Raw genomic sequence first — 20,700 nt, forward strand, 5'->3', positions numbered from 1 at the left:
CGCGCCCCCCCCCCCGGGGGGGGGGGGCGGGGGGCGCCCCCCCCCCCCCCCCCCCCCCCCCCCCCGCAACTCAACGAAGGGGTGGGATGCGGAAAGCCCCGGCCCGCCGACGTGGACGGACCGGGGCCTCCGGGTGAGCTGGGTCAGGTCAGGTCGAGATGGCCGCCCTTGGCGCGGGCCGCGAACGCGGACCAGGCGGACGCTCCGAAGACGAGCATCGGCCCGTCCGGGTCCTTCGAGTCCCGCACCGCCACCGCCGACGCCAGATCGGCCACCTCGACGCACTGACCACCAGTGTTAGTACTCCGACTGCTCTTCCGCCACTCTGCTTCCGACACCGGAACCATGGACGCCACCTCCACGCATTGGCCGCCCGTGTTGTCACTGTGGCTGCTCTTACGCCAGCGCAACAGCACCGGCGCGACTTCGACGCACGCCCCACCAGTGTCAGTGCTGTGAGTGCTCTTTCGCCACCCTGTCGCTGGGGCTTGGTGCGTCATAGGCTCTCCAAGATTGCTCGGAGTAGACCCAGGGAGTCGTCGGCGGACATCGCCGCACCCCTGATCAAATCGAACTGTATCCCATAGGTTCGGACGGCGTCGACATGGTCGATGAGCTGTGCACCCAAGTAGCCATCGACATACGCCACGCCTGATTCGTCAGCAAATTCCATGATCGTGAACGAGCCGGGAAGGCCAGCGTAAGCCCCCCTGCCGGTCGGGACGATCTGCACGGTGATGTTGTGCATCACGGACACCTCTATCAGCCGACGAATCTGCTCCTGCATCACCTCGGCGTTTCCTATCGGGCGCCGTATGGCGGCTTCATCGAAGACGGCCACTATGTAGGGCGGCCTCTCCCGCACGAGAAGTTCCTGCCGCTCCATTCGTGTCATTACGAGCTGCTCGGCATCCTGCTGCCCTCTCCCCTCCTTGAGCACCTCGCAGGCGTACTCGGGGGTCTGGAAGAGACCGGTGATGACCATCGTCTCGAAGATGTGCATCACCTCTGCCTCGCGCTCCCGTTCGATGAAGTCGGGGAAGCCGGGTGGGAGGACGGCGAGGCGACCGAAGCGCTGCATCCATTCCCAGATGCGGTGGAATGTCCCGTTGGTGGCGAAGCATGTGTCGCAGTCGTTGGCGAAGTCTTCGGAGGGTCCGTTTTGGCCGGACTCGACCTGGCCGATCCGTTGCGGGGTGTATCCCAGCTTTTCGGCGAGTTGCGGGCGGGACAGCCCGGCGACTTCCCGATAGGCGCGCAGCTCGGTGCCGAAGTATTCGGTCGGGGACGAGGGCACACCGGGGTCGCGCGGACGGCGAGGCATGGCAGACTCCAAGATCCGAAAAGGCGGCGATTTTCCTACCGGCCGCCGGGGGTTTTCTGGCGTTGGGCTTCTCGCTCTTCCAGACCATAACCCGATTACCGCAAGATGGGGAGTGGTTACGGAGAGAAATCAGAGAAGAAAGTCGAACGATCATGGAAACGCCTGTCGACCCCGCCGACCAGGCCTTGGCCGAGCTACGCGCGGACTATCAAGGGCACCGCATCTGGCGTGCGACACGCCATGACGGCCTACTAGGCGACTGGGTCGCGACACTGCATGACCCTACGGCCGGCGTATACCCGACCGTTGTGCGCACTAGCGCGGAGGACCTTCGTAAGGCGTTGGACATAGAACGCGCTAAGGCAGCCAGCAAAACGACGTCCGAGCCCAACGGTTGGGCACAGTGGTAATGACACCGGATGAAATCACGGACGCGCTTGACCGTCTCGCTAAGGAACTCGTCCGCGAAGGATGGACGGTCGTACCCATCTACAAGGGGCAGAGGCCGGTCCTGCACGTCTACGACCGCGACGTACCGCACCTCGGGGAGGGCATCATGCTCGTGCCGGGAACCGAGGCGGGCACATGGTGGTACCGGTCCAGCATGGGCGAGAACCTGGCGCCGCACACGAAGCCGTTTCAGGCAGCGGAGAGGATCGCCCGCATTCACACCCCGTACGTGGCCGCGATCCAGGCCGCCCGATCGCGCCACCGGCAGATCGCTCAGGCCCCGAAGACGAGCTTCCATCCGCCGATTCGACCCGAGCACGCGACGATCATCACCGACCTGCAACGACGCTTCCCGGATGTCGTCTGCTGGTGGGGTGCCTACACCGGTGAGTGGTGGGCGCTCATCCCAGGCGGCACCCGCTGGCGCCTGGCCAACGCATCCGACCCCGGCGACCTCGTACAGATCATTGCCACGGCATCCTGAGCGGGTGGAGGTGCGCATGGACGAGGACCACATCAGTTTCCTGGGCTACGAGTTTCGCGGTGCGTCCGTGCACCCCAGGGGGAAGGTCACGCCCGCTCGGATCCGTGATGCCGACTGGACGGCCATCGTGCCCGAGATCCGGACCGTCCTCGGCGAGACGCTGTTCGTGCCCCGCGAACGGAAGTCCGATCTCGAGGCGTTCTGCCGCCGCCATGGGATCGAGCGAGTGGCCCGGCCGGACGTCTGGGAGGACCTGCTCGAACCGTTCCTCGACACTCGGATCGCCCCCGACCAGGAATCGGCGACCCTCGACCGGCTGCGCGATGCCGGGTTCGCTGCTCACGAGGTCTCGGCGATCCGGCGGCGCCTCACTCCGCTCATGCTCGCCTACAACTTCGACGCCATGGTCTGGGCGTGGGCTTACCTCGGCCTCTTCGATCTCCTCCACGCCGCCAACGCCCCTGTCGTCGACCCCGGTCTGCAGGCCGACCTCGGTGAACCCGCCGCGTTCTACGCGTGGGCGATGGCGATCGCCGACCGGCACCGCTGAGGGCGCCCGTCCTTGCCGCGTGATCGCACGAAGCGATACTTGTCTTCGTGTGACTGCTGGGAAAGGCGGGACCGTTGCGGCGAGCGTTGTCGGTGGGCTTCGCACCGCACGCGGTCCTCCTGACCTGGCTCTGCGCGCTGCTGCGGGCGCACGCCTTTTCCGGACGCGGCCAATGGGTTGAGATCGTCCCGCAGACCCTGGCCGGTACCGCGACCTCCGTGCTCGTCATCGGCGCGGGCGCCGCCGTCCTCGGCCTGGTACTGCACCCGTTCCAGATCCGGGCGGTTCGCCTGTTCGAGGGCTATTGGGACCGCTGGACTCTCACCGCGCGTCTGGCGGACGTCCTCATCGGGCACCAGCGGCGCAGATGGCGGGCGATCGACGCCAGGGCCCGCGGAACGGGCCGACGTCGGCCGCGCCGCGACAGCGGCTCCCCGATGGGGGACGGTTCCGCGCGAGAGCGCGTCCGCGCCAATGCGGAACACCGCCTCGCCGCCCTCCCGCCCCTCGACGTCCTGCTCCCGACCGCTCTCGGCAACGCGCTACGTGCGGGCGAACTCCGTGCCGGCGAGCGGTACGGACTCGCGACGCTCGCGTCGTGGCCGCGCATCTACCCGCAGTTGTCCCGCCCTCTGGCTTCGGCGGTGGGATCTGCGCGCGACACGCTCGACACCTCCGTCAACCTCTCTTACAGCTTCCTGGCGTGCGCGCTCGTCTCGGCCGCCGCCGTGTATGACGAGCCCGGCATGTGGTGGCTGCCGGCCGCCTCACTCGGTGCCGCGGCGCTGTCCTACAAGGGAGCGGTGACGGCCGCTCAGGGCTATGCGCACCTCATGCATATCGTCTACGACCTGCTCGCCGGGCTCCTCGCGGCGTTCGGGCTCTGGCGTATCCGGCACCGGGTGAGCTGACGGTCAGACGAGGCTCGGGCGGGGCGCGCGCAGGCGGCCTTGCGCGTAGTCCTCGACGAGGTGACGGACGGTCTCCATGGCGTCCTGCTTGTTGGTCCCGATGAAGCCGGTCGGGCCGCGCTTGATCCAGCCGGTGGCGTAGACGCCGGGCAGGACGGCGCCGCCCGGCTCGGTCAGGACCCGGCCGCCGGCGTTGGGGATGACCGCGCGGGCCTGGTCGAACGGGACGCCGGGGACGGCGGTCCCCCGGTAGCCGATCGAGCTGAGCACCAGCCCGGCGTCGAGCGTCTCGCGCTCGCCCGTCGGCTCGACCCGATCACTCGAACCGGCGGCGTAGGCGTTCCGGACGAGTTCGACGCCCTGGACGCGGTCGTCGCCGAGGATGGCGAGGGGTGACGCCAGGTACCGCAAGACGATCCGTTTCCCGTTCCCCGCCGCGGGCCGTTCCGCCAGCTCGCGGAGCAGCTCGGTCTTCCGCGCGGCGGCGTGGTCGAGGCCGCTGGTGTCGAGGTCCAGGTCGGCGGAGTCGAGCACCAGGTCGATGCCCGGCACCTGCATGAGGCCGACCAGCTCCGGCAGCGTGAAGGCCGAGTGCGCGACGCCGCGGCGGGCGACGATGACGACCTCCTCGACGCGGCTGCCGCGCAGCGCGTCCAGGGCGCGGGGGGCGATGCTCGTGCCGGCCAGGCGCTCGGGGTCGGCGGTCAGCATGCGGGCGACGTCGAGCGCGACGTTGCCGTTGCCGACGATGACGGCGCGCTCGTGCGACAGGTCGAAGCGGCGGCCGGCGTGGTCGGGGTGGCCGTTGTACCAGGCGACGAACTCGGTGGCGGTCGCCGTGCCCGGCAGGTCGCGGCCGGGGACGTCCAGGCGCCGGTCGGCGGACGCGCCCACCGCGTAGACCACCGCGTGGTGCCGGTCGAGGAGCTCTTCGTGCGTCACGTCGCGCCCGACCTGCACGCCGTGCACGATCCGGATCCCGTCCTGCGCCGCGATCCGGTCGAACAGGTCGCTGACCTGGCGGGTCTTCACGTGGTCGGGGGCGACGCCGGTGCGCGCCAGCCCGTACGGGACGGGCAGCCGCTCGTACATCGTGACGCGGGCGCCGGGGACGGTGAGCAGCTCGTCCGCCGCGTACATCGCGGCCGGTCCGGTCCCGACGATCGCGACGTCGAGCGGCTCGCGTCCCGCGGGCACGGTGAGCGGCGGGGTGTGCGGCGCCAGCAGCGGCCGGACCCGTCCGTCCCGGTAGAACGCCGCGTTGATCGGCACGAACGGCTCCTGCGACTCCGGCAGCCGGTCGTGCGGGACGATCGCGTCGACCGGGCACGCGGTGACGCAGGCGCCGCAGTCGACGCAGGCGACCGGGTCGATGTAGAGCATGTCGGACGTGTCGAAGTCCGGTTCGTCCGGAGTGGGATGGATGCAGTTCACCGGGCAGGCGTAGACGCAGGACGCGTCGCCGCAGCAGGACTGCGTGACCACGTGGGGCATGGCGGGGGTGGTTCCTAACCGAGTCAGGCGGCGTGTGCTTGGCGGTGCGGCTCGCCGCGGTACCGGGACGGCCTGCCGTCGATGTGGCACAGCTCCCAGACCTTGCGGGAGGCGGGGTTCATGAGGCCGAGCTCCTCGGCGAGCATCCGCACGTCGCCGAAGTAGCCGCGCAGGATCGCCCTGGACTCCTCGCGCTGCCAGAACGCCTCGCGCATCACCTTGCGCGGGATCTCGAACTCCTTGGCGAACTGCCGCGGCGGCGCCATGATCGCGCCGGCCAGCCAGCGCATGATCAGCGGGAAGGCGACCGAGGTGACGCCCTTGCCGGCCTTGCCCTGCCGGGCCACGCGCTCGTTGAGGAAGCGGTGCGCGAACGAGATGTGCCGCGCCTCCTCGGCGATGTGGATCTCCATGGTGCGCAGCAGCGCGGGCGGGCGCGCGGCGCCGTCCCGGATGACGTCCTTCTGGAAGTGGTCGATGGGCTCCTCGCCCGCCAGGATGCCGATGAAGAAGATGACCGGGGCGTAGGCGGCGAGGTGCCAGAGCGAGGACGTCGCCCGGTAGGGCGCCTTCATGCCGGGCACGTCCACGCCGGTGCGGTTGACCAGCTCCTGGAACATCTGGATGTGGTTGCACTCCTCCGTCATCTCGTGGAGGCAGTACCGGAACTCCGGGGAGCCGTTGGGCAGCTTCATCGCGTACTGCATCATCCCGCGGATGAGGACGCTCTCGAAGCTCAGCCCGACCTTCTGCATGTTGGCGCTGCGCCACAGCCCGATCGCGATCTTCTTCTCGTCCGGCTGCGCCTGGTACCAGGGGTGCGCACCGAGCGGGTCGCAGTCGGGCAGGATCCACCGCGGGTCGGACCGGTCGATGGCGAAGTCCGGGGAGTCCCAGTCGATGTCCAGGTAGGGGTCGAACCGGCGGTGGACGGACCCGTTGGAGAGGGTCCGCAGGAACTCGCGGTACTCGGTCACCTGTGCCATCGGGGACCTCCTAGATCGTTTACACTTCCTATGGGAACTGTAAACAGTGGCCGCTCACCGGGTCAATGGGGGCGCGGTGTGGGCCCGGCCATAGACCCGGGAGACCGGCCATAAAATGGGGCCCATGCCGAGGCACGACGGGGACATGCACGCCCGCATCCTCGACGCCGCCGCCGCGTGCCTGACCGAGGGCGGGTTCACCTCCAACCGGATGCTGTCGGCGATCGCGCGCCGCGCCGGGGTGTCGCGACCGACGCTGTACAAGTACGGCGGCACCCTCGACGAGATCAAGGAAGCGCTGATCGAGCGCGAGCTCACCGCCTACCTCGCCGAGGCCGTGCCGCTCATCGACGCCGCGCGCTGGGACGCCGACTACGTCGCCGACCTGCTCGCCTTCCTCATCGGCCGGGCCCGCGCGCACCCGCTGCTGTCGGCGGCCGTCCGGGACGTCCCCGACATGGTGCTGCCGTGGTTCACCGTCCGCGCCGACATCACCGTCGCGCGGGTCACCGCCCTCGCCGCGCCGGTCGTCCAGGACAAGATCGACCGGGGCGAGCTGCCGCCGGTGGACGTGCCGGTCCTCATCGACGTGCTGACCCGCGTCGTGCTGTCGCTGGTCTTCGTCAACAGCGCGGGCGTCGACGCCGACGACCCCGACGACCTGCGGCGCTACCTGCGCGCCGTCACCGGGTTCGTCACGCTGCTGCCCGGGCGCGGCGAGGGCGCCGCCCCGGCGGCGTCGGCCGGCTGACCGGAGTCCGTCGGCCACGCCGGGCCCGCCGGGCCGGCCATGTCGAGCGGCTGCGCGTCGATCACGGGCTGCGCGGCGGCGGCGACGGCGGTGGCCGCGCGGACGAACGCGGCGACGGCCGGCGAGCGGCAGTCCTGCGGCCAGACGACGCAGAACTCCGCCGGCGGCAGGTCGCGGACGGCCCGGTAGGCGATGCCGGGACGGGCGTGCCGCCGCGCGATCGAGACGGGCACGAACCAGATGACGCCGCCCAGCTCGACCAGGCTGAACAGCTCCGTCAGGTCGCGGACGGGGCGCCGGCTCCCGGCGAACGGCCCGCCCGCCGCGGGCCGCCCGGGAGCGCCGAGCCCGGCGCCGCCCGGGCCGGGCGGCGGGCCGCCGAGCTCCGCGGGCCTGCCGTCGGGCAGCACCCGGCCGGCGAGGTCCGCCAGCGACAGCGACGGACGGGCGGCGAGGGGGTCGGACGCGGCCAGCGCGACCAGCCGCGGCTCGGTCAGCAGCGGCTCGACGTCCAGGCCGCGGCCGTCGGTCAGCTCGGGGAGGACCGCGACGTCCGCGCGGCCGTCGCGCAGCGCGGCCTCCTGGTCGCCCCGGCCGCCGAGCACCAGCTCCACCGGGATCGCCTCGGGCTCGCGCCGGTACGCGGCGAGGAACTGCGGCAGCAGCCCGGCGTCGAAGTCGGCCTTGAGCGCGAGCCGCAGCTCCGGCGCGGGCCGTCCGGCGTGCGCGGCCCGCCGGGCGGCGGCGGTGATCGCCTCCAGCGCGGTCCGCGCGTCCCGCAGCAGCACCTCGCCCGCCGGGGTCAGGCTGACCTGGCGGGTCGTGCGCTCGAACAGCCGCACGCCGAGACCGCGCTCCAGCTCCCGGATCGCCCGCGACAGCGGCGGCTGCGCCATGCCCAGCCGCTCGGCGGCGCGGCCGAAGTTCAGCTCCTCGGCGACGGCGACGAAGTATCTGAGCTGCCGCGACTCCAGGTCATTCATATCCCCAGGGTATCAATGCCGACCGGATCGATCCTTCAGCCGCGCGGCGGCCGCGGCTTGACTGGTCGGTACCGGCGCCGCCGCGGCGCCGGCCCCTCACCTCTGGAGACCTAATGATCGTCATCACCACGCCCACCGGCAGGATCGGCCGGCGGGTCGTCGACGGCGTGCTCTCCGCCGGGGCACCCGCCCGGCTGATCGTCCGCGACGCGTCCCGGCTGCCCGCCGAGGTCCGCGAGCGCGCCGAGGTCGTCGAGGGCTCGCACGGCGACGCCGACGTCGTGGCAAAGGCGTTCGCCGGCGCCGACACCGTCTTCTGGCTCGCGCCCCCGGACCACCGGGCCGAGAGCCTCGACGACATCTACTCCCGCTTCGCCGGGCCGGCCTGCGAGGCGTTCAAGACCCAGGGCGTCCAGCGGGTCGTCGGCGTCTCCGCCCTCGGCCGCGGCGTGCTCCCCGACGCCGGGCACGTGACGGCGACGCTGGCGATGGACGACCTCATCGCGGGCACCGGCGTGCACTACCGGGCGCTGGCGCTGCCCACCTTCATGGACAACATGCTCGGCCAGGTGAGCAGCATCAGGGACCAAGGCGTGTTCTTCTCGGCGCTCCCGGCGGACCGCAAGCTGCCGACGTGCGCCTGCCGCGACATCGCCGACGCCGCCGTGAAGCTGCTGCTCGACCCGTCGTGGACGGGCCGCGGCGAGGTCCCGGTGCTCGGCCCGGAGGACCTGTCGAACGACGACATAGCGCGGATCATGTCCGAGGTGCTCGGCCGGACCGTCCGCTACCAGCGGGTCTCCGTCGAGGCGTTCAAGGAGAGCATGCTCGCGCGCGGGGTGTCGGAGGCGAACGCCCAGGGGCTCGCCGAGATGGTGGTGGCCAAGGAGAACGGTCTCGACGACGCCGTGCCGCGCACCCCGGAGACCGCCTCGCCCACCACCTTCCGCCAGTGGTGCGAGGAGGAGCTGAAGCCGGCCGTCCTCGGCTGACCGTTCAGGAGACCCGCGCCATCCGGCGCCGGGCCGCCCGGCCCATCCGCTCGCCCGCGCCGGCGTGCGCGCCCTCGGCCTTGCGGGCCGGCGCGCCCGCCGGCGGCACGCGGACCTCGATGCGGCCGTCCTGGACGCGCACCTCGAAGCGGGGCTCCGGCGAGCTGGCGGGGCCCCGCACGATGCCGCCGTCGGAGAGCCGGAAGGTGCTGTCGTGCCACGGGCACGTGACGCAGCCGTCCGCGATCGTGCCCTCGTCCAGCGGCCCGCCCATGTGCGTGCACGTGGCGTTCAGGGCGTAGATCTCCCGGTCCGCCCGGTAGAGCATGATCCGCACGCCGTCCGCCTCCACCGTGCGGTGCTCGCTGTCGGGCAGCTCGCCTTCGTCCAGGACCGGTGTCCAGTCCTGCGGGCCCTCTTGCCAGGCGGTGCGGTTGACGTTGACGCCCATCGCGAAGGCCAGGTGGCCGCCGAGGTAGGCGCTGAGCCCCAGCACCCCGTAGCCCGCGAAGCCGAGGGCCTTGCCGGCGCGGCGGTCCCCGCGGGCCCGCATGGCGATGGACGCCCCGTACAGGGCCAGCCCCATGACGTTGGCCGCGGCGTGCACCAGGCCCACCCGCCGTTCGGCGCCGAGGGTGTCGGCCCAGTCGTTCAGCCCGGTGACGGCGGTCGGCACGGCGGCGGCCACTCCGGTGATCGCCAGAATGTCGGCGGCGTACTCGGTGTCCGGTCCCCCGACGGCGTCCAGCAGCGTCGACATGCTCCAGGCGCCGATCGCGACGTCGGTGAGCGGCGGATGCAGCGCATGCCCCGTATAGGTCCCGCTGAGCAGGTTGCGGATGATGCGCGGCCGTACCGCGCGCTGGACCGCGGAGCTCAGCGGCCCGGCGACCTTGTCCAGCACTTCCGCCTGCTCCAGCCGTCGCACCATCTTGTGCGGCATGCTCATCACTGCCTCCCCAGGGCCCAAGAGAACGGTCGCGTCCCGCGATCGCACGAAGTCACTCGTCCGCTCCTTATCCGCCCTGCGGGAGGCAAAACGCCGGACGGCGGCGAGGTGGACGCCCCGGCGGCCGTCGCCGGGGCCGGTGCGGAGGACCACGCGGACGAAGCGGACGTGCAGGTCGCCGCGAGAAGCGCCGCCCACGCACGATCACGCATCGGTATTGCAACATTGTGATCGATTGACGGGATTACCGACCACCAATCCTCGTTGAGGTCCCGCGATCCCTTGCTCCATGAGCGATTGTGTTCTAAAGTGCCGCGCAACCTGCACAATCGAGCACGAGCATCTGGAGGCGATCATGAGGCAGCCGAGCGGTCGCCGGATCACCGCGCTGGTCACCGGGGTCGCCTTGGTGGCCGGCCTCTCCTCGGCCTGCGGCTCGGGCGGCGGCGGAGACGCGAAGAAGATCACCTTCTGGCACGGGTACACCGACGTCCAGGCCGAGACGATCACCAGGCTCGTCGGCGAGTGGAACGGCGCCCATCCCGACCAGAAGGTCGAGCCGGTCTTTAGCAACAACGACAACACCCTGCAGAAGACCCTCGCGTCCTTCGTGTCCGGCAAGGCGCCCTCGGTCGCCTACCAGTACGGCTCGTCGATCACCGCGCTGACCGGACGCCACCAGACCCAGGACCTCACCTCCCTGGTCAAGGGCAGCCCCGACATCGCCTGGAACGACTTCTTCCCGGCGGCCCGCGAGGGCGCCACGGTGGACGGCAAGATCTACGGCCTCCCCGCGCTCGTCGACAACCTCGGCCTCGTCTACAACAAGAAGATGTTCGACGCCGCCGGCCTGAAGTACCCGACGCCGGACTGGACGTGGGACGACTTCAGGAACGCGGCGAAGAAGCTGTCGGGGAACGACAAGTACGGATGGGCCTACGTCAACGACGGCACCGAGGACACCGTCTGGCGCTTCCTCGCGCTGCTCTGGCAGGCCGGCGGGGACCTGCTCGACTCCGCGAACAAGAAGGCCGCGTTCGACTCGCCCGCCGGGCGGCAGGCCATGCAGTTGCTGCACGACATGGCCGTCACCGACAAGTCGGTCTACCTCGACACCGGCGACCAGCAGTACCTCAACCTGTTCAACTCCGGCCGCGTCGGCATGCTGTGGACCGGCCCGTGGGACCTCGGCCAGATCAACAAGGACGTCTCCTACGGCGTGCAGTACCTGCCCGCCAAGGTCACGCACGCCACGATCTCCGGCCCCGACTACTACATGCTCTTCGACAAGAAGGCGACGAAGACCGCATGGGCGTTCCTGAAGTGGCTGACCTCCCCGGAGATCCACCTGCGGTACGCCACCCAGACCGGTGACCTGCCGCTGCGCGCGTCCGAGGAGAAGCTGCCCGCCTACAAGGACTACCTGGCCAAGTACCCCGGCAACAAGGTGTTCATCGACAACCTCAGCAAGAACGTCACCAAGGCGCGGCCGAACATCAAGCAGTACCCGCAGATCTCGCAGGTGCTCGGCACCGCCGTGCAGGCGGTGCTGCTCGGCAAGAAGCAGCCGCAGGCCGCGCTCGCCGACGCCGCCAAGCAGGTCGACGACATCCTGGCGGGCTCCTGATGGCGTCCACCGCGCTGACCGCGCCCGCCGCCAAGAACCGGCGGCGGCGCCGGTCGCGGCGGCGGCTCGGCGAGCACCTGGCGGGCTGGGGGTTCGTCTCCCCGGCCATCCTGCTGATCGGGATCTTCGGCATGCTGCCGGTGCTGTGGTCGTTCTGGCTGTCGTTCCAGGACACCGACCTGACCTCCCCCGGCACGTTCGCGGGCGGCGCCAAGTACGCCGAGCTGGTCAAGGACCCGATGATGTGGGACGCCGCGAAGCGGTCGGCGATCTACACGGTGCTGTTCGTGCCGCTGACGATGGTGCTCGCGCTGCCCATCGCGGTGCTGCTCAACCAGAGGATCCGCGGGATCACGCTGTACCGGATGGCGGTGTTCGTCCCGCTGGTGACCTCCACGGTCGCGACCGGGATCATCTTCAACTGGCTGCTGAACCCGCAGTTCGGCCCGGTCAACGCCGCGCTGTCCAAGGCGGGCCTGCCGAAGCAGGGCTTCTTCCAGGACCCGAACCAGGCGCTGTTCGCGCTGGTGGCGATGACGGTGTGGGGGTGGCTCGGCTTCGCCGTCATCATCTACCTGTCCGCGCTGCAGAGCGTCCCGAAGGATCTGATGGAGGCGGCGGCGCTGGACGGCTGCGGCCGGCTGAAGGCGTTCCGGCACGTCGAGCTGCCGCTGTTGGCGCCCGCGTCCGGCTTCCTGGTCGTCTGGCTGACGATCAACTCCCTGCAGCTGTTCGACGAGGTGTACGTGACGACGAAGGGCGGGCCGCTGCGCGCCACCACCGTCGTCGTCTACCACCTGTACAACAAGGCGTTCGTCGACTTCGACGGCGGCTACGCGGCCGCGGTCGGCTGCGCGCTGTTCCTGGTGATCCTGCTGGTGACCGTCGCGCAGCTCGCGATCACCCGCCGCACCTCCTTCTACGAGGGCCGATGAGCATGACGACGATGAACGCCCCGGCCGCGCGCCGGCCTCGGTTCCGGCGGCCGAGCCCGCTGCACCTGGTCCTGCTGCCGATCGCGCTGGTGATGGTGACGCCGCTGCTGTGGATGGTGCTGCTGTCGGTCTCCACCGAGGCGGAGACGCGGCGGTTCCCGCCCGGCCTGCCGTCGGGGATCGAGTGGCACAACTACACCGACGCGCTGCGGGACGCGCCGCTCGGGCACTGGCTCGGCAACAGCGCGATCGTGTCGGTCAGCTGCGTGCTCGGGAACCTCGTGTTCTGCTCGCTGGCGGGCTACGCGTTCGCGCGGATCCGGTTCCTCGGCAGCAAGGCGCTGTTCGTCGCGGTGCTCGCGACGCTCATGGTGCCGTTCCAGATCGTCATGCTGCCGACGCTGATCATGGTGCGGACGCTCGGGCTCACCGACACGCTCGGCGCGCTGATCGTGCCGAACCTGGCGACCGCGTTCGGCATCTTCCTGCTGCGGCAGTTCTTCATGACGGTGCCGCGCGAACTGGAGGAGGCCGCGCGGATCGACGGCGCGAGCCGGCTGCGGATCCTGTTCCAGGTGATGCTGCCGCTGATGCGCCCGACGCTGGCGACGCTCGCGGTACTGACGTTCCTGCAGACCTGGAACGACTTCCTGTGGCCGCTGATCGCGGTGCAGAGCCCGGAGCACATGACCGTCCAGCTCGGCCTGCAGACGTTCCAGGGCGCGCACACCACGAACTGGCCGCGGCTCATGGCCGGGACGGTGATCAGCCAGCTGCCGGTGTTCGTGCTGTTCTTCGTCGCGCAGCGGTTCTTCGTGCGGTCGGTGGCGACCGCGGGCCTGAAGTAGCCCGGCGGGGCGTCGCGGGGGCGCGGGCGTCGAGGCGGCCGGGGCCTCAGGCCACGGTCACCTCGACGCCCGCCGCCTGGATCCGGTCCAGCTCGGCGCGGTCGGCGCCGGCGTCGGTGATCAGCAGGTCGACCTCGCCGATCGGGGCGATCCGGGAGAAGGCGCGGTGCCCGATCTTGGAGCCGTCGGCGAGCACCACGACCCGGCGGGTGGCCCGCATCAGGCAGTGGTCGGTGCGCGCCTCGATCTCGTCGTGGGTGCTGATGCCGGCCTCGGCGTCGATGCCGTCCACGCCGAGGAAGACCAGGTCCAGGCTGATGTCGGCGAGCGTGCGGTCGGCGATCGGCCCCACCAGCTCGTAGGACTCGGGGCGGACGCCGCCGCCGGTGACGACCAGGTCGATCGCGGGCCGCACGGACAGGTCGGCGGCGATGTTGAGGGCGTTGGTGACGACTTTGAGCGCGCGGCCGGTGGACAGCAGCCGGGCCAGCTCGGTGATGGTGGTGCCGCCGTTGAAGCCGACCGAGTGCACCGAGCCGTCGACCAGCCGCACCGCGGCCTGCGCGATGCGGCGCTTCTCCTCCTGGCTGCGGCCGCCGCGGTAGCGCATCGGCAGCTCGTAGATGACCTCGGCCGCCATCGCGCCGCCGTGCGTGCGCTTGAGGAGCTGCTGCTCCTCGAGCACCTGCAGGTCGCGGCGGATCGAGGCGGGCGAGGCCTGCAGCTCGGCCGACAGGTCGACGACGCTGACCGAGCCGTGCTCGGCGAGCCGTTCGAGGATGAGGGGAAGGCGGTCCTGCTGACGCATCCGATCATTATAGAGTCTTGAGGATGCGCGAACGTAAATGTTTCAGCCGGAAATAATCAGGCAATTTGCGCGAGTGCTTCGGCGAGCGAAGGCTGGCCCGCTGTGCCGCCGACCGCGCGGGTGGACAGCGCGCCGCACACCGCGCCCAGCGCGAGCGCGTGGGCGAGGTCGCCGCGGTCGAGCCAGCCCGCGAGGAATCCGGCGTCGAAGCTGTCGCCCGCGCCGACGGTGTCGACGGGGTCGGCGGACGGCGCGTCCGCGCGCACCGTCTCGCCGTCCAGCAGCGCGACGGCGCCCTCGCCGCCGCGCTTGACGACCGGGACGCAGCCGGCGCCCGCCAGCGCGTCCAGCGCCTCGGGGAGCGTGCCACGGCCGCTCAGCGCGATCGCCTCGGCCTCGTTGGGCAGCAGGAACGTGCACGCGGCGAGCAGCCCGGGCGCGAGCTCCCAGCGCCCGGACGGGTCGTCGTTGGTGTCCAGCGAGGTCGTCGCGCCGGACGCCCGGTGCTCGCGGAGCAGTCCGGGCAGCGCCCGGGCGAGCCGCGGCTGGAGGAAGTAGGACGCGGCGTGCACGTGCCGGGCCGCGACGTCCGGGACGTGCTCGGGCCCGAACTCGGCCAGGCAGCCGGACGCGGTGAGGATCGCCCGGTCGCCGCCGGGCCGGTTGAGGCACACGGTCAGCGCGGTCGGCAGCGTGTCGTGCCGGACGACGCGGGACACGTCGACACCGGCGCCGCTCAGCGCGTCGAGGACGAAGTCGCCGGCGGCGTCCCGGCCGACCAGCCCCGCGAACGCGGTGGCCAGGCCGAGCCGGGCGGCGCCGTGCGCGGCGATCGCCGCGGACCCGCCGAGCGCGAGCACGCCGCCTCCGACCAGCGTCTCCGCCTGGCCGTAGGGCGGGACGTCGGGGGCGCCGTGCACGAGGACGTCCGGGTTGGCGTCCCCGACGACCAGCAGGTCCAGCATCACGTCCTCCGCAGCGCGGCGGGCAGCCCGTCGCCGTGCGCGGCCGTGAGCGCGTCGCACAGCTCGGCGATGCGCTCGACGGGCAGCGCGGCGGCGGTCGCCGGGTCGCACATCGCGGCGTGCCGGACGTGCGCCGGGTCGCCCTCGACGGCGGCGGCGACGGTCAGCTCCACCACGTTCAGGAAGGCGCGGTTCAGCGCCGCGAGCTGCGGCGGCAGCGCGCCGACGTGGTGCGGGTGCACGCCCATCCGGTCGAGCGTGGCGGGGACCTCGACGCCCGCGCCCGCCGGCAGGTTGCTGATCAGACCGGTGTTGGCGGTGGTCACCTGGATGGTGCGGCGCTCGCCCGTGGCGAGGCTGTGGATCACCTGCGGTGCGTACTCGGTGGCGTCCTCGTCCTCGCGCGGCGCCGGGTACTCGCCGCGGGCCAGGCAGTCGCGGACTCGCGCGTACTCGGCGAGGTTCCCCTCGCTGATCGTCACGTAGTCGCCGACCGGGATGCGCAGCCGCTCGATCTCCGCCGCGTCCTTCAGGTACCAGGGGACGTACTCGGACGAGTGCTCGCTGGTCTCGGTCGGGTAGCGGCCGAAGCGCCGGTACATGTCGACGCGCACGCGGCGCCTCAGCTCCGGGTCGGCCTCGATCGCGGCGTCCAGCGCCGGGTACAGGTCGCGGCCCCGGTGCTCCCACTTCAGCACCCACGCCTGATGGTTGACGCCCGCCGAGTGGAAGTCGACCTCCTCGAACGGGACGCCGACCAGCTCCGACAGGTCCCGGACCGTCCAGTACACCGAGTGGCACAGCCCGGCGGCCTTCACCTCCGGCGCGATCGCCGCGAGGTACTGCAGGTTCATCGCCATCGGGTTGGTGTAGTTGAGCAGCCACGCGTCCGGGCAGACGGCCCGGATGTCGGCGGCCAGGCCCTCCAGCAGCGGGAACGTGCGCAGCGCGCGGAAGATGCCGCCGACGCCGAGGGTGTCGCCGATGGTCTGCCGGACGCCGAACTCCGCGGCGACCTCGAAGTCCTTCAGCGTCGCGGCGTGCCCGCCGACCGCGACCATGTTGACGACGACGTCGGCGCCGTCCAGGGCGCGGCGGCGGTCCAGCGACGCGGTGACGACGGGCGCGGCGCCGTGCTCCTTGGCGGTCAGCCTGGCCAGGCCCTCGGCGACCTCCAGCCGCTCGGGGTCGATGTCGTGCAGCGCGAGCCGGACGCCGCCGAGCTCGGGGTAGGAGAAGATGTCGCGCAGCAGCTGGCGGGTGAACTCGACCGAGCCGGCGCCGACGAAGGCGATGTTCAGCATGCGAGTCGTCCAATGCTCTCGGCGGGACGGGGCGCGATGACCTCCAGCAGGTGCGCCACCCGCTCCCGCATGGCGTCGCGGGCGGGCGCGAGGTAGCGGCGGGGGTCGACCCCCCGGTCCAGGTTCGCGCGGACCGCCCCGGTGAAGGCGATGTTGAGGGCCGTGCCGATGTTGATCTTTGTCATTCCCTGACCGACCGCGCGGCGCAGCTCGTCGTCGGGCACCCCGGACGAGCCGTGCAGCACCAGCGGGACCGGCACCGCGTCGCGCAGCCGCGCGATCAGGTCGTGGTCGAGTGCGGCGGTGCGCTCGGTCATCGCGTGCGAGCTGCCCACGGCGACCGCGAGGGCGTCCACGCCGGTCGCGGCCACGAACGCGGCGGCCTCGCCGGGGTCGGTGCGGACGCCGGGGGCGTGCGCGCCGTCCTTGCCGCCGACCTCGCCGAGCTCGGCCTCCAGCCAGAGGCCGCGCTCGTGCGCCCAGCCGGCGGCGCGGGAGGTGCGGGCCACGTTCTCGTCGTAGTCGTGCTCGGAGCCGTCGTACATCACCGAGCCGAACCCGTGGTCGGCGGCCCGGCGCATCAGGTCCTCGTCGGTCACATGGTCCAGGTGCAGGGCGACGCGCGCCGCCGAGCCCTCCGCCACCGCGCGGGTGCCGGCGGCGATCGGCCCGAGCCGTCCGCCGTGGAAGCGCACCGCGTTCTGGCTGATCTGGCAGATGACCGGCCGTCCGGTCTCCTCGGCGGCCGCGACGATCGCCTCCGCGTGCTCCAGCGTGATCACGTTGAACGCGGCGACGCCGCGGCCGGGCCGCACCAGCTCGGCCGTGTTCACCAGGGGCATGATGTCTCCCTCACCTTCGTGGCCCGGCGGTGCCGCCGGAGGACGTCGGGGTCGAACTCGCCGGCGGCGGGCGCGGCGACGGCGGCGGCCGACAGCGCGACGGCCTCGCCGAGCGCGCGCGGCCAGGGCGTCCCGTCGCGGAGCGCCACGGCGAGCGCCGCGGCGGCGGCGTCGCCGGCCCCCGTCGGGTTGCCGGGGACGACCTCGTGCGGGACGGCCTCGAAGCAGCCGGCGGGGGTGACCGCGACCATGCCGGCCTGGCCGAGCGAGACGACCAGCGCGCCGGCCTCACCGGCGGCCGCCGCGTCGAGGCCCGCCGCGGTCAGCTCCGCCTCGTTGGGTTTGAGCAGGTCGGGACGTGCTTCGGCGGCGGCGCGCAGCGCGGGGCCGCCCGCGTCCACCAGCACCCGGGCGCCGGCGTCCCGGGCCAGCCGGGTCAGCGTGGCGTAGGCGTCCTGCGGCAGGCCGGGGGGCAGGCTGCCCGACAGCACCGCCACCGACGCCCCGGCGGCGAGCGACGTGAACGACTCCTGGAAGGCGGCCCACTCGTCCGGGCGGACGTCCGGCCCGGCCTCGTTGAAGATCGTCGCGTCGGTGTCGACGACCGTGACGGTCCGCCGCGTCTCCCCCGCGATGGCGGCGAAGGCGTGCGGAACGTCCAGCGCGCCGGTCACCAGGGCCCCGGTGGCGCCGCCCGCCAGGCCCGTCGCCAGCACCTCCTCGCCGAGCGCGTGCAGCACGCGGGCCACGTTCAGCCCCTTGCCGCCGGGGCGCTGCAGCACCGACGCGACGCGGTGCGAGCCGTGCGGCGTCAGCCTGGGGACCCGGTAGGTCACGTCCCAGGCGGGATTGAGGGTGACCGTGAGGATCATCAGGACAGGATGATCGAGCGGGTCAGGTTGCGCGGCCGGTCCGGGTCCAGGCCCTTGGCCTCGGCCAGCGCCACCGCGAGCCGCTGGGCCCGCACGAGGTCGGCCATCGCGTCCGCCCCGGACGCCTCGACCAGCGCGCCCGCCGCGGCGACCTGCTCGGGCAGGCCCTCCGGCGGCGTCCCGAAGAACCAGGTCAGGCTGTGCTCGTCGGTGACGCTGATCGGGCCGTGCCGGTACTCCATCGCCGGGTAGGACTCGGTCCACGCGCCGGCGGCCTCGCGGACCTTCAGCGCCGCCTCGTTGGCGATCCCGTTCGTCCAGCCCGTGCCGAGGAAGGTGAACTGGCCGCGCTCGACGGCGCCCTCGGGCAGCGGCGCCTCGACGGCGGCGCGGCACTGCTCGATCAGGTCCGCGGGCAGCGCGCCGAGGTGCGCGCGCAGCAGCGCGAGCGCGGTCGTGGCGAACCGCGTCTGCACGACGGAGCGCTCGTCGGCGAAGTCGAGCACGACGCGGCTGCCGGCGAGGTCCATGATCGGCGTGCGCGGGTCCCCGATCAGCGCCGTGGTGGGCAGGTCGGTGCGGCGCAGCAGGTCCAGGACCTCGGTCGTGGTGCCGGAGCGGCAGATCGCCACCACCCGGTCGTAGCGGCGCCCGTGCGGGAACTCCGACGCCGGGAACGCGTCGCTCTCCCCCGCCCCGGCCGCCTCCCGCAGCGCCGCGTACGCCTGGGCGACGAACAGCGAGGTGCCGCATCCGACGACCGCGACGCGCTCGCCCCGCGCGGGAAGCCCGTCCACCCCGTCCGCCAGCTCGGCGGCGCGCTCCCAGCAGCGCGGCTGCGACGCGATCTCCTCAAGAACGAACGACACCGAGGCTCCTAATTGCTCGTTTGTGCACCTTATGCGCCAGTAACGTACAAGAATGAGCACATCTCGGCAAGTAGTCCGTCACGGCGCCCTGCTCGGCCGGGCATGCCGCCGCCGCGCCGGAACCCGGCGCCGCCGTTGCGGGAAGCGGATCGTCGCGGCGCGGCCGTCCATGTTTCGGCGGCGCGCCCGGGGCGGGCGTTTACCGGACCGAACAGGTTTCGTATGTTGAGCCTGCAACGAGAAAAGGCCAGTTCACTGCCGGAGGAAGCCCGTGGACCACGTCAAGCAGTTCTACATCGGCGGCCAGTGGGTCGCCCCCCGCACCGACACGACGCTCGAGGTCGTGAACCCGGCCACGGAACAGCCGATCACCTCCATCGCCATGGGCGGCGCCGCCGACGTCGCCGCGGCCGTCGCCGCGGCGAAGGCGGCGTTCGAGACCTTCTCCCAGACCACCAGGCAGGAGCGCCTCGACCTGCTCGACTCCGTCGTCGCCGTCTACACCCGGCGGCTGGAGGAGCTGGCCGACATCATCAGCCAGGAGATGGGCGCACCCCTCTCGCTGGCGCGGGCCGCGCAGGCGGTCGCCGGCCTCGGCCAGCTCGGCACCGCCCGCGCCGTGCTCGCCGACTTCGAGTTCGAGCGCCCGCTCGGCGGCACCCTGGTCGCCCGCGAGCCGGTCGGGGTCTGCGGGCTCATCACCCCGTGGAACTGGCCGCTGAACCAGATCGCCTGCAAGGTCGGCCCGGCCCTCGCGACCGGCTGCACGATGGTGCTCAAGCCGTCGGAGGTCGCGCCGCTGAACGCCATCCTGTTCGCCGAGATCCTCGACGAGGCGGGCGTCCCGGCGGGCGTGTTCAACCTCGTCAACGGCGACGGCCTCGGCGTCGGCGCGCCGCTGTCGGCGCACCCGGACGTCGACATGGTGTCGTTCACCGGGTCCACCCGCGCCGGCATCGAGGTGGCGCGGGCCGCGGCCCCGACCGTCAAGCGGGTCGCGCAGGAGCTCGGCGGCAAGTCCGCCAACATCATCCTGGACGACGCCGACCTGCAGGCCGTCATCACCCGGGACGTCGGCAACATGTGCACCAACTCCGGCCAGTCGTGCAACGCACCCAGCCGGATGCTCGTCCCCGCCGCGCGCATGGACGAGGCCGCCGCCATCGCCGCGGAGGCCGCGCGCAACATCGTCGTCGGCGACCCGCGCGAGGAGACCACCCGGATCGGCCCGGTGGTGTCGGCCACGCAGTACGGCCGCATCCAGCAGCTCATCGAGAAGGGCATCGGCGAGGGCGCCAAGGTGGAGGTCGGCGGCCCCGGCAAGCCGGAGGGCCTGGAGACCGGCTACTTCGTGCGCCCGACGGTGTTCTCGCACGTCTCCAACGACATGACGATCGCCCGCGAGGAGATCTTCGGGCCGGTGCTCGTGCTGATCGGCTACGAGGACGACGACGACGCGGTGCGGATCGCCAACGACACCCTCTACGGCCTGTCCGGCTACATCTCCGGCAGCGCCGACCGGGCCAAGGCGATGGCCCGCCGCCTGCGCACCGGCAACGTCCACCTCAACGGCGCCGGCCCCGACTTCAACGCCCCGTTCGGCGGCTACCGCCAGTCGGGCAACGGGCGTGAGTGGGGCGCGCTCGGCTTCGAGGAGTACCTCGAGACCAAGGCCATCATGGGCTACAACGCCTGACGCGGGGGCCGGTGCCCGCCGCGGCGGGCACCGGCTCGGCGGACGGCGCGCGGGGCGCGG

At 72.0% G+C, this 20,700-nt stretch carries 21 protein-coding genes; 9 read left to right on the plus strand and 12 right to left on the minus strand.

What is annotated here, in order from left to right:
- Positions 1-143: 143 nt before the first annotated feature.
- A complete protein-coding gene (locus F8568_RS27575) occupies positions 144-500 on the minus strand; it encodes a DUF397 domain-containing protein (RefSeq protein WP_151596609.1) in 357 nt (118 codons plus the stop codon).
- Positions 497-1,324 carry a helix-turn-helix domain-containing protein gene (locus tag F8568_RS27580; RefSeq protein ID WP_151596610.1) on the minus strand — a complete coding sequence of 276 codons (828 nt, stop codon included), beginning with the start codon at positions 1,322-1,324 and terminating at the stop codon, positions 497-499. Before F8568_RS27580 ends, F8568_RS27575 begins: the two co-directional genes overlap by 4 nt.
- A 409-nt stretch (positions 1,325-1,733) precedes the next feature.
- Here F8568_RS27580 and F8568_RS27585 point away from each other — a divergent pair, with 409 nt between their 5' ends.
- The 3 genes from F8568_RS27585 to F8568_RS27595 all read left to right on the plus strand — a co-directional run bounded on the left by F8568_RS27585 (position 1,734) and on the right by F8568_RS27595 (position 3,719).
- Positions 1,734-2,258 carry a hypothetical protein gene (locus tag F8568_RS27585; protein WP_151596611.1) on the plus strand — a complete coding sequence of 175 codons (525 nt, stop codon included), beginning with the start codon at positions 1,734-1,736 and terminating at the stop codon, positions 2,256-2,258.
- A 16-nt stretch (positions 2,259-2,274) separates the two neighbouring features.
- Positions 2,275-2,808: a hypothetical protein gene (locus F8568_RS27590; protein ID WP_151596612.1), complete on the plus strand. Its 534-nt coding sequence runs from the start codon at positions 2,275-2,277 to the stop codon at positions 2,806-2,808.
- A 92-nt stretch (positions 2,809-2,900) separates the two neighbouring features.
- Positions 2,901-3,719, plus strand: a complete 819-nt coding sequence (locus F8568_RS27595; protein WP_160573779.1) for a hypothetical protein — start codon at positions 2,901-2,903, stop codon at positions 3,717-3,719.
- Positions 3,720-3,722: 3 nt separating this feature from the next.
- Here F8568_RS27595 and F8568_RS27600 read toward each other — a convergent pair whose 3' ends face one another.
- Complete coding sequence (locus tag F8568_RS27600) at positions 3,723-5,213, minus strand: FAD-dependent oxidoreductase (RefSeq protein WP_151596614.1); 1,491 nt, start codon at positions 5,211-5,213, stop codon at positions 3,723-3,725.
- Positions 5,214-5,236: 23 nt separating this feature from the next.
- Positions 5,237-6,199 (minus strand): AurF N-oxygenase family protein, encoded by a 963-nt coding sequence (locus F8568_RS27605; protein ID WP_151596615.1) that lies wholly within the window; start codon positions 6,197-6,199, stop codon positions 5,237-5,239.
- A 124-nt stretch (positions 6,200-6,323) separates the two neighbouring features.
- Between F8568_RS27605 and F8568_RS27610 the strand changes: the two genes are divergently transcribed.
- Positions 6,324-6,950 carry a TetR/AcrR family transcriptional regulator gene (locus F8568_RS27610; protein ID WP_236009220.1) on the plus strand — a complete coding sequence of 209 codons (627 nt, stop codon included), beginning with the start codon at positions 6,324-6,326 and terminating at the stop codon, positions 6,948-6,950.
- Here F8568_RS27610 and F8568_RS27615 read toward each other — a convergent pair.
- The gene (locus F8568_RS27615) at positions 6,869-7,933 is read right to left on the minus strand and encodes a LysR family transcriptional regulator (RefSeq protein WP_151596617.1); all 1,065 of its coding nucleotides are present in this window, start codon (positions 7,931-7,933) and stop codon (positions 6,869-6,871) included. The two genes, F8568_RS27610 and F8568_RS27615, sit on opposite strands and share 82 nt — an antisense overlap.
- A 113-nt stretch (positions 7,934-8,046) precedes the next feature.
- Here F8568_RS27615 and F8568_RS27620 point away from each other — a divergent pair, with 113 nt between their 5' ends.
- A complete protein-coding gene (locus tag F8568_RS27620) occupies positions 8,047-8,925 on the plus strand; it encodes an NmrA family NAD(P)-binding protein (protein ID WP_151596618.1) in 879 nt (292 codons plus the stop codon).
- Between the two features lie 4 nt (positions 8,926-8,929).
- Here the strand turns inward: F8568_RS27620 and F8568_RS27625 are convergent, their stop codons facing one another.
- Positions 8,930-9,874 (minus strand): Rieske 2Fe-2S domain-containing protein, encoded by a 945-nt coding sequence (locus tag F8568_RS27625; protein ID WP_151596619.1) that lies wholly within the window; start codon positions 9,872-9,874, stop codon positions 8,930-8,932.
- A gap of 355 nt (positions 9,875-10,229) precedes the next feature.
- On the opposite strand from F8568_RS27625, the gene F8568_RS27630 reads away from it, so the two are divergent.
- Genes F8568_RS27630 through F8568_RS27640 form a run of 3 tightly spaced genes read left to right on the plus strand, consistent with a single transcriptional unit; the run spans position 10,230 to position 13,284 of the window.
- Positions 10,230-11,501 (plus strand): ABC transporter substrate-binding protein, encoded by a 1,272-nt coding sequence (locus F8568_RS27630; protein WP_151596620.1) that lies wholly within the window; start codon positions 10,230-10,232, stop codon positions 11,499-11,501.
- On the plus strand, positions 11,501-12,436 hold the full coding sequence (locus F8568_RS27635) for a carbohydrate ABC transporter permease (protein WP_151596621.1): 936 nt from the start codon (positions 11,501-11,503) through the stop codon (positions 12,434-12,436). Before F8568_RS27630 ends, F8568_RS27635 begins: the two co-directional genes overlap by 1 nt.
- On the plus strand, positions 12,433-13,284 hold the full coding sequence (locus F8568_RS27640; RefSeq protein ID WP_151596622.1) for a carbohydrate ABC transporter permease: 852 nt from the start codon (positions 12,433-12,435) through the stop codon (positions 13,282-13,284). Before F8568_RS27635 ends, F8568_RS27640 begins: the two co-directional genes overlap by 4 nt.
- 46 nt (positions 13,285-13,330) lie before the next feature.
- Here the strand turns inward: F8568_RS27640 and F8568_RS27645 are convergent, their stop codons facing one another.
- Genes F8568_RS27645 through F8568_RS27670 form a run of 6 tightly spaced genes read right to left on the minus strand, consistent with a single transcriptional unit; the run spans position 13,331 to position 18,944 of the window.
- Entirely contained in the window at positions 13,331-14,092 is a 762-nt protein-coding gene (locus tag F8568_RS27645; protein WP_151545349.1) for a DeoR/GlpR family DNA-binding transcription regulator, read from the minus strand.
- A gap of 56 nt (positions 14,093-14,148) precedes the next feature.
- Complete coding sequence (locus F8568_RS27650) at positions 14,149-15,057, minus strand: carbohydrate kinase family protein (RefSeq protein ID WP_151596623.1); 909 nt, start codon at positions 15,055-15,057, stop codon at positions 14,149-14,151.
- Positions 15,057-16,361, minus strand: coding sequence for an alpha-glucosidase/alpha-galactosidase (gene melA, locus F8568_RS27655; protein WP_151596624.1), 1,305 nt, complete (start codon positions 16,359-16,361; stop codon positions 15,057-15,059). The genes F8568_RS27650 and melA overlap by 1 nt, the downstream gene beginning before the upstream one ends.
- Positions 16,355-17,203, minus strand: coding sequence for a class II fructose-bisphosphate aldolase (locus F8568_RS27660; RefSeq protein WP_151596625.1), 849 nt, complete (start codon positions 17,201-17,203; stop codon positions 16,355-16,357). Before F8568_RS27660 ends, melA begins: the two co-directional genes overlap by 7 nt.
- The gene (locus tag F8568_RS27665; RefSeq protein ID WP_151596626.1) at positions 17,191-18,075 is read right to left on the minus strand and encodes a 1-phosphofructokinase family hexose kinase; all 885 of its coding nucleotides are present in this window, start codon (positions 18,073-18,075) and stop codon (positions 17,191-17,193) included. The genes F8568_RS27660 and F8568_RS27665 overlap by 13 nt, the downstream gene beginning before the upstream one ends.
- On the minus strand, positions 18,075-18,944 hold the full coding sequence (locus tag F8568_RS27670; protein WP_151596627.1) for an SIS domain-containing protein: 870 nt from the start codon (positions 18,942-18,944) through the stop codon (positions 18,075-18,077). Before F8568_RS27670 ends, F8568_RS27665 begins: the two co-directional genes overlap by 1 nt.
- A gap of 271 nt (positions 18,945-19,215) precedes the next feature.
- On the opposite strand from F8568_RS27670, the gene F8568_RS27675 reads away from it, so the two are divergent.
- Entirely contained in the window at positions 19,216-20,640 is a 1,425-nt protein-coding gene (locus tag F8568_RS27675; protein ID WP_151596628.1) for an aldehyde dehydrogenase family protein, read from the plus strand.
- Positions 20,641-20,700 lie beyond the last annotated feature (60 nt).

Origin of the sequence: Actinomadura physcomitrii (assembly GCF_008923205.2) — a bacterium.
Taxonomy (GTDB): domain Bacteria; phylum Actinomycetota; class Actinomycetes; order Streptosporangiales; family Streptosporangiaceae; genus Spirillospora; species Spirillospora physcomitrii.